The 1,014-nt window shown below is 60.8% G+C and carries 1 protein-coding gene and 1 pseudogene; one reads left to right on the top strand and one right to left on the bottom strand.

All coding sequences use genetic code 11. The features are described from left to right. Nucleotides 1-362 precede the first annotated feature (362 nt). Nucleotides 363-575: pseudogene (locus NKI85_RS37740) on the top strand (rhodanese-like domain-containing protein); the annotation flags it as partial. Nucleotides 576-793: 218 nt separating this feature from the next. Here the strand turns inward: NKI85_RS37740 and NKI85_RS37735 are convergent. Further along, the coding region (locus tag NKI85_RS37735; RefSeq protein ID WP_352780975.1) for a hypothetical protein at nt 794-1,014 on the bottom strand (221 nt) is incomplete at its 5' end.

Genomic DNA, 1,014 nt, shown 5'->3' with positions numbered 1-1,014 from the left:
CTACGCCTGCCGGCCGCCTGGCGTCTATCACGGTCCCTTCCGGTCGCAGACCGGGTGCCTGCTGCTCGAGCTACACTACTACGAGGCCCAACTTTTCGAATGACGTCCCAGCGACCAAGCGGTCGACCCTTCGGTGTCGGCGACGTCGCTGATCAAGGTCCTTCCACCCAGCACACTGCAGGTAGAGCAAGTCGGGTGACCTGAAACGAAACGGCGTCCGATCGATCAGGGATGGGGCGGGGAGCGCACCACCTGCCGGGCTGGCTTGTCCTGACGCTCGCCTTGGTACGACCTGACGCAGGAGATTGTCTTCGGTCCAGGTGAGATAGGCGACCTCGACCATTTCAGGCCTGACCCAATGTAACTTGCCCCATGGCAAGATTGTCCGCTCAAAGCTGGAGCGCTGGTCCGACCAAATCGTATTCGTCACCTACTGCGCCGGCCCTCACTGCAACGGTGCCGCCCGTGGAGCGCTTCGCCTTGCGGAGCTCGGTCGCCCGGTGAAGATCATGGCTGGCGGCGTTACGGGTTGGCTCGACGAAGGCTTCGAGTTGGCGAAAGGTTCAGATAGTTGACCATTGCGATCCGAGTTGCATCGCCACGCGATGCCGCTCGGCTCATGAACTGATTGTGGAGCATGCGACGTTCGAACGGAGCGCCGCATCTTGCACTGTCCGAACTGGAGAACCTTCTTCGAGACCCATCCCAGCCGGTCAAACTCCTCGTCGAATAGGCCCGCCCGCGGCGCTCGCACTCGATCTCGGCGCGGGTTTTCCCTTGTCTCATCGCCCTGTCAGCGCCTTGCAGATGAGCGAAACCAAGCTGTCGCGCGCTCGCTTGTGGAGTGGGCCTTTCGGCCGCCATGCAAGGAAATCATCTCCCTCATCCAATCAACCGGGTTTGTGTCGGCGTCTGGCTGGCTGAATTCCACATACAGATGCAGTTCGTCCGGCACGAAGACGACCTCCACGATCCTTTGATACCATTGGCAAGGTTGTAGGCGAGGACGGTCAT

It is taken from the genome of Mesorhizobium sp. M0571, assembly GCF_040320985.1.
Taxonomy (GTDB): domain Bacteria; phylum Pseudomonadota; class Alphaproteobacteria; order Rhizobiales; family Rhizobiaceae; genus Mesorhizobium.
This window is presented reverse-complemented; position numbering and strand designations above follow the sequence as displayed.